The organism is Methanosphaera sp. DEW79, from assembly GCF_003266085.1.
Lineage (GTDB): Archaea > Methanobacteriota > Methanobacteria > Methanobacteriales > Methanobacteriaceae > Methanosphaera > Methanosphaera stadtmanae.
The window spans coordinates 1-7,048 of the sequence record NZ_MUZW01000027.1 but is presented as its reverse complement, the minus strand read 5'-3'; the positions used below and the strand labels follow the sequence as shown (position 1 = coordinate 7,048).

The 7,048-nt window shown below is 26.7% G+C and carries 8 protein-coding genes; 4 read left to right on the top strand and 4 right to left on the bottom strand.

Annotated features, from left to right (window positions below; all coding sequences use genetic code 11):
• Window positions 1-98: 98 nt before the first annotated feature.
• On the bottom strand, window positions 99-989 hold the full coding sequence (locus BZ132_RS02540) for a cation diffusion facilitator family transporter (RefSeq protein ID WP_286940392.1): 891 nt from the start codon (window positions 987-989) through the stop codon (window positions 99-101).
• A gap of 450 nt (window positions 990-1,439) precedes the next feature.
• On the opposite strand from BZ132_RS02540, the gene BZ132_RS02535 reads away from it, so the two are divergent.
• Window positions 1,440-1,640, top strand: coding sequence for a histone family protein (locus BZ132_RS02535; RefSeq protein WP_011406117.1), 201 nt, complete (start codon window positions 1,440-1,442; stop codon window positions 1,638-1,640).
• Window positions 1,641-1,843: 203 nt separating this feature from the next.
• On the top strand, window positions 1,844-3,844 hold the full coding sequence (gene rqcH, locus BZ132_RS02530; protein ID WP_112149401.1) for a ribosome rescue protein RqcH: 2,001 nt from the start codon (window positions 1,844-1,846) through the stop codon (window positions 3,842-3,844).
• 160 nt (window positions 3,845-4,004) lie between these two features.
• Here rqcH and BZ132_RS02525 read toward each other — a convergent pair whose 3' ends face one another.
• On the bottom strand, window positions 4,005-4,709 hold the full coding sequence (locus tag BZ132_RS02525) for a metal-dependent hydrolase (protein ID WP_011406115.1): 705 nt from the start codon (window positions 4,707-4,709) through the stop codon (window positions 4,005-4,007).
• Between the two features lie 37 nt (window positions 4,710-4,746).
• Window positions 4,747-5,892: a UDP-N-acetylglucosamine--N-acetylmuramyl-(pentapeptide) pyrophosphoryl-undecaprenol N-acetylglucosamine transferase gene (locus BZ132_RS02520; protein ID WP_112149400.1), complete on the bottom strand. Its 1,146-nt coding sequence runs from the start codon at window positions 5,890-5,892 to the stop codon at window positions 4,747-4,749.
• Window positions 5,893-6,023: 131 nt separating this feature from the next.
• On the opposite strand from BZ132_RS02520, the gene BZ132_RS02515 reads away from it, so the two are divergent.
• Both BZ132_RS02515 and BZ132_RS02510 read left to right on the top strand, forming a co-directional pair.
• Window positions 6,024-6,221: a class III signal peptide-containing protein gene (locus tag BZ132_RS02515; RefSeq protein ID WP_232048215.1), complete on the top strand. Its 198-nt coding sequence runs from the start codon at window positions 6,024-6,026 to the stop codon at window positions 6,219-6,221.
• Window positions 6,222-6,231: 10 nt separating this feature from the next.
• Window positions 6,232-6,402, top strand: a complete 171-nt coding sequence (locus BZ132_RS02510) for a class III signal peptide-containing protein (RefSeq protein ID WP_112149399.1) — start codon at window positions 6,232-6,234, stop codon at window positions 6,400-6,402.
• Between the two features lie 7 nt (window positions 6,403-6,409).
• On the opposite strand, the gene BZ132_RS02505 is transcribed toward BZ132_RS02510, so the two are convergent.
• Complete coding sequence (locus BZ132_RS02505; protein ID WP_011406113.1) at window positions 6,410-6,868, bottom strand: phosphopantetheine adenylyltransferase; 459 nt, start codon at window positions 6,866-6,868, stop codon at window positions 6,410-6,412.
• Between the last annotated feature and the right edge of the window lie 180 nt (window positions 6,869-7,048).

The window sequence follows — 7,048 nt, the reverse complement described above, 5'->3', positions numbered from 1 at the left end:
TAAATGAAATAATTTATTAAAAAATTATATTAAAAGAAATATTATTAAATTCAAAAAAATCATTAAAAATAGATTCAAAAAAAATGGTGGATGTATTATTATTCATATTCAATCTTATCATCCATACCCTCTTCAGGTTCAATATGAATTAATACATCCTTAATTTCAGGATATTCCTCACATATCTTTTCTTCACAAATATGTGATAACCTATGTGCATCAGCTAGTGATAAATCCTTAGATAATACTAGATGCATATCTAAAAAAATTGTTGAAGCTGTTCCTCTTGTTCGTACATTATGTACCTCCTTTATTTCATTTATATCTTTTACTACATCTTCTATTTCATAGGTAGATAAGATATTTTTATCAAGTAATATGTTGATATTGGAGTATAGGATTGTTAGTCCAGTTTTTATAATTAGTAATGAAATTCCAATAGATAATATTGGATCAAGTATAGTATAACCTAATTGAACAAATACAAGACTTATTATTATGATAAATGTTGCAAGAGCATCACTTTTTATATGTTCACTATCTGAAAGAAGTATGTTGCTATGTAATTTTTTAGCCATGCTTTTTTCATAATATGCAGCTATTAGTGTTATAATCAATGTAATTATCATTACAAGATATGTTGTTATGGAAATTGATGGTGTTGTAGTTGCAAAGAAACGTTCAAATGCAGATGAAATTATTTCATATGCCACTATAAACAATGTAAATGATATTAATATTGATGCAAAAGTTTCTAATTTATAGTGTCCATACCTATGTTCTTTATCTGAGGGTTTTGCTGAAACAAGTAGTATTACTATTCCAACGATGTTTGAAACAGCATCAAGTAGTGAATCATAACCATCTGCTGTAATACTTAAAACTCCTGCTTTATATCCATATATAATTTTAACTAAACCTATAGCTATGTTAATTATTAATATAAGTACTAAAACTTCTCTAACTTTTCTATAATATTCATTAGACATATAATCATCTATTATTTAACCTCAATTTAATTATAAAATTTATATTTAATTAATAATAAAGTATTTTATTATGAGGTATAACTAAATAATTATGTATTCTTATAAAGAGTTATTTTAAATTAATGTTTCAAAGCATGAAAGGTCATATAATATACTATATTTAATTAAAGTATATTATGATTTAAATAAAAAGAATAATCTACAATACATATTGTTATTCCTATTTTTGTTTCAAAAATCACCTCATGTTTATTGAACAGAAGAATGATTTTATAATAAATAATATACAAAAAGAGAATATGATATTTCATGTAAAATATTCCAAATAGACAAGAATATTCCTATCATTATGGGAAGAGTATTTGAATTAAAAAAAGAAATGTAAAACTAATTGTAAATAACTATATATACTATGATTATACATATTAATAATTAAAGGAGATGAATAACATGAGTGAATTACCACACGCACCAATTTCAAGAATAATAAAAAATGCTGGAGCAGCACGTGTAAGTGATGATGCAGTTGTAGCATTAGCAGAAGAATTAGAAGTTATTGGAGAAGAAATTGCATCACAAGCAATACTTCTTGCAAAACACGCAGGTAGAAAAACTGTTAAAGCAGAAGACATTGCACTTGCAATGAAATAAATATTCTTCTTATCTTATTTTTTTTATAATAGACACATCACTCTTTTTTTTATAAAGTAACTATTACTTTTTAAGTTATAAATATTCTCTAAATAAATCTTATTTTTTTTACATATAAATTAGGAAAATTACATTATAAATACCATATATAAATATAATGTATTAATAATTAAAGAAACATAGAGGGTGTAAATATTAAATCAATGTCAAACGTAGACATTCATAGAATGGTTAATGAATTAAACAAAGAATTAATAAATACTAGAATTGACAAGGCATACCAGCCTGATGTTGATACTATTAGAATAAAACTACGAAAAGCAGGAGAAGGACGTAAAGACCTGGTAATTCAAGCAGGTGTACGAATTCATTTAACAAACTACCCTCAACCAAACCCCACAATACCACCAAATTTCCCAATGTTACTTAGAAAACATTTAAGTGGAGGAAGTATCACATCAATAGAACAACATAACTTCGATAGAATCATTAAAATCAAGGTGCAAAAAAAGGAAGAATACACAATACTTGTTGAATTATTTAGTAAAGGAAATATCATACTATTAGATAAGGATAATAACATTATTTCACCATTAAAACATAAAACATGGCATGATAGAAAAATCACTGCACATGAGGAATATAAGTATCCTCCAGAAAAGGGAATTAACATAAATAACTGTAGATTTGAAGATTTAAAAACTGTTATAAATACATCTGATAGAGATATAACAAGAACACTTGCAACAAATGGTCTTGGTGGTTTATATGCAGAGGAAGTTATAAGCTACACCTCAATTAACAAAGAAAAACTTGCAAAGGAATTAACTGATGATGAAATTACACAACTAAATAATGCTATCAATGAATTATTTAATAAAATAGAAACTAATCCACAACCACAAATTATACTTGATGAAAATGATAAAAATAAGGATCTAGTACCTATTACATTGAATAAATATGCTCAATTTAAATCAAAATCATTTGAAACCTTTAATATGGCTGCTGATGAATTTTATAGTAAGAAGATTGTTAGTGATATTAAAAATAAGGAAGAAAAATTATGGGCAAAACGTATTGGTAAGTTTGAAAAACGTTTGAAAATGCAGGAAGAAACTCTTGAAGGATTCTATAAAACAATTGAAGATACACAACACAAAGGAGATACTATTTATGCTCATTATAATGAAATTCAACAGATAATCAATGTAATACATCAAGCACGTGAAAATTATTCTTGGAAAGAAATTGGTTCAATTATAAAAAAATCCAAAAAAGAAGGTAAAATTCCAGAACTTGAAATGATTGAGTCTATTGACAAAATGGGTGTAATTAATTTAAAACTTGATGATACTCATGTTCAAATAGATAGTAATATTGGAATTCCTGAAAGTACTGAAAAGTATTATAATAAGGGTAAAAAAGCTAAACGTAAAATTGATGGTGTTAACAAAGCTATAGAAAATACTAAATCCGAAATTAAAAAGCTTGAAGATAAAAAAGAAGTTGCTATTGAATTGTTACGTCAGAAACAGGAAAAAAGAGAAAAACGTGAACTTAAATGGTATGAAAAACTCAGATGGTTTATTAGTAGAGATGGTTATCTTGTAATTGGTGGTCGTGATGCTAATAGTAATGAACAGGTAGTAAAGAAATATTCTAAAAATAACGACATATATCTACACTGTGATATTCATGGAGCACCATCTACTATAATTCAAAACAAGAATGAAGATGAAATACCAGAGAGTACATTGTATGATGCTGCTTGTTTTGCAAGTAGTTTTAGCAGTGCTTGGACTGAAGGATTTAGTTCATATGATGCATATTGGGTTACTCTAGATCAAGTATCTAAAACACCACAGAGTGGAGAATTCTTAAAAAAAGGTGCTTTTGTAATTAGAGGTAAGAAGAATTTTATTCGTAATGTTCCAGTTTTAATTGCTATTGGTGTTGTTGATTATGATGATGATAAAAGAATTATGGCAGGACCTGTTGAATGTCTAAAAGAAATGACTGATAAATACGTTATTGTAAAACCAGGTTTTACAAAGAAAGAGCGTATATCTAAGGAAATATTACATAAAATTGATGCAGAAAAAGTATTTAGTATTGATGATATTGTACGTAGTTTACCTAGTGGTAAATGTGATTTATTAGATATTCGTGAATATAATCAAAAGTATGGAAAGATTAGATAAGAATGTTTTTTCATTCTTATTAAAAAAATATAGGATATAAAATGTTAAATCTTTCCTACTAATTAAAATTATATCTATGTTTATATATAAAGTTTTATTTTTTTTAAATTAATATTTATAAATAAAACACTTCTTTTTTTATTATTTGAATTTACTTTATTTATTCTTCTCTATAATCTTCTCCAGGCATTAGAGGAACTGTCATTGTACCTATAATTTCATCTTCCACATTTTTTGCAAACAATTCCACATCTTGTTCTATACCCGGGAATGTGTTGTAGTGCATTGGTATTACTATTCTTGATTGTAACCATTTTGCTGCTATTGCTGCATCTTCTATTCCCATGGTGTATTTATCTCCTATTGGAATTAGAGCTATGTCTGGTTTATATATGTCTCCAATTACTGTTTTCATGTCACCAAAGAGTCCTGTATCCCCTGCATGATAGATTTTTTTACCACTTTCTAGTGTTATTACAAAACCTGTTGCTGATCCTCCTTCTTCTACTTCTTCTGTGAAATCTATTGAAGAGGTATGTCTTGCATCTGTCATTGTAACATTTACTAGATTGTTAATTGATACTGTTCCTCCAATATTCATTGCTATTGCATTTATTCCTTGACGTTGTACAAAATTTGCTATTTCTGCTGTGGCTATTATTGTTGCTCCAGAGTTGTTTGCTATTTCAAGTGCATCACCAAAGTGATCTGAATGTCCATGTGTTATGAGTATTACATCTGCATCTATTGTTTCTACAGGTGTTGAACATAAGGGATTATTACTAATAAATGGGTCTATTAGCATAATTAATCCTTCTTCTGATACTATTTTAAATGCTGAATGTCCAAAGTATTCTATCTTCATTTTATCAATCCTCATGTAATGTTAATATTATATATGTTTATTTAATATTATTTAGATTTTCTATTACTTTCAGGGCATTTTCTCTTCCATTGTATTTTAGAAATGTATCATATAATTGTGGATTTATTTCTATTTTATCTAGATTATTTATTGTGTTGTTAATAAGTTCTAGTAATTGTTGTTTTTGTTGTGTTTCTATTGTTTTTGTTATGTTGTATTGTCTCATTTTCTTAAGGTTTCTCTCTTGTTCTATATGATTTTTTATTGGTATCATTATGTTTGGTTTTTTTATTGATATTAATTCCATTGATGTTGTATGACCTGCTAGTGTTATTGTTAAATCTGAGAGTTTCATCCATTCAATTAGATTGTATGTGAATTGTTTTATTATTACCTTTTTATTAGAAGATGGTAATTTAAAGATATCTGGATTTAATTCAAGACCTGTGAATATGAAAATTTTATCTACTTCTATTTCTTCAGATACTGCACATATGTTTGTTATTAATTCTTTTCCAAAATCACTTCCACCAATTGTTACTAGAAGAATTTTTTCATTATTATCTAGGCCATATTTTCTTCTTAGATTTTCCTTAGTATCTATTTCCTGTGGGTTTTTATGTAGTAGAGGTCCTATAAATTCTGTTTTATCTTCAAGTTCCTTGGGTATTGTTATGGATTCAGGTATATCAGGTATTAATATTTTATTTGTTGACTTGGATATTTCTATTATGAATTTTCTTATACTTTTTTCAAAGTATTTTATTGAAGTCATATTTGTATTTTGTGAAAATCCAAATGTTAGGTCGTTTGTTATTATATAGCATGGAACATTTAGAAATTTAGCTGTTATTGGAGGAGAGTAAAGTGAATCAGTTATTATTAAATCTGGTTTTATTTTTTTTATTATTCTTGATTCTCTATACATACTTTTTATGAAGGTAAATGGTATATCTTTAGATTTTTTCACTGATTTTTCTATATCAAGTACTCCATCTTCATGGTGGAAGTTCATGGGTGGTAGATTATATGGTTTGTAGTTGTTTTTTTGCAGGTAATGTAGTCCTGTCCCATAGCTTGCAAAGTAGATTTTATGACCTTTTTTCTCAAGTAGTTTTGCTAGTGCAACATCCCTTGATGAATGACCAATACCTACCCCACATGTTGTAATTAGTATTTTCATATGTTATAACACCCATTTTTACTTATATTATATATTAGTTGTTTTATTTTATACTATTTTAAGTATTACTATATTATAAAAAAAGTAATACTTTTATATGTGTAATACCAATATATACAATAAGTAATACTTTGGGAGGTGTTATTATTAAATTAATTGTTGATGAGAAAGGTCAAGGTGCTGCTGAATATATATTATTATTTGGAGGAGTAATAGTTATAGCATTAATAGCCCTTCAAATATATTCTAGTTACTTTTCTAATGAAAATATATTCAGTGCAAAAGAGGATGCTCAACAAATTAGAGCCAATCTTACAAATAAAACATGAGGTTCTATTAATGATAGATGAAAAAGGACAGATAAGTGCTGAATTAATACTAATATTAGCTACAATAAGTATGATTGTTTTAATAACAGCCCATTTTACAATTAATTATCTAAATGAAATAAACAATCACACACAGATAATCTTAAACACCAGTAGAAATTCCATACTATCTAATATCTAAAAAGAAGTTATAATAAAGTTCCTTTTTGATCTATTTCCCCTTTTCTTATACGGGTTGAAGAAATTGGAACACCATCATCAGCTAATATCCATTCAATTATTATAATATCCAATGGATTTAAACCATTTTCACATCGTATCTTGTTTATTTCAATGGCTGATTTTTCTGTTTCCTTACTTACTACTATTGCATCAAGATTTTTATCAGTATCTGCAGTTCCATTTGAATCCATGATTTTTTTAATTATATATTTTTTGTTGTATGGTTTTATTATTGATTTTAATTTAGTTATTCTGACTTCACATGGTTCAATTACGTGATTTTTCATTGATGCAAAATCATCTGAAGTTATACCAATTAAAACTTCATCTGCCATTGTAAAAGCTGCATCTAGTAGGGCTTCATGTCCCTTATGTAGTTTATCGAACGTTCCTCCCACAGCTATTTTTCTATATTTCGCCTTCATATAAAATTCCTTTACTATTTTATCTTTAAAATAAGTTTAAAAATATTCACTAGTTTTATATTTCTAAATAATATTATTTAAAGGAATTTATAGAAATACTTTATGAAAACTTCATTAAATCATAAATTTTAAAAGAAATCAAAGATATTTCATAAATTCGTGGCTTTCCAGTTGCTGGGT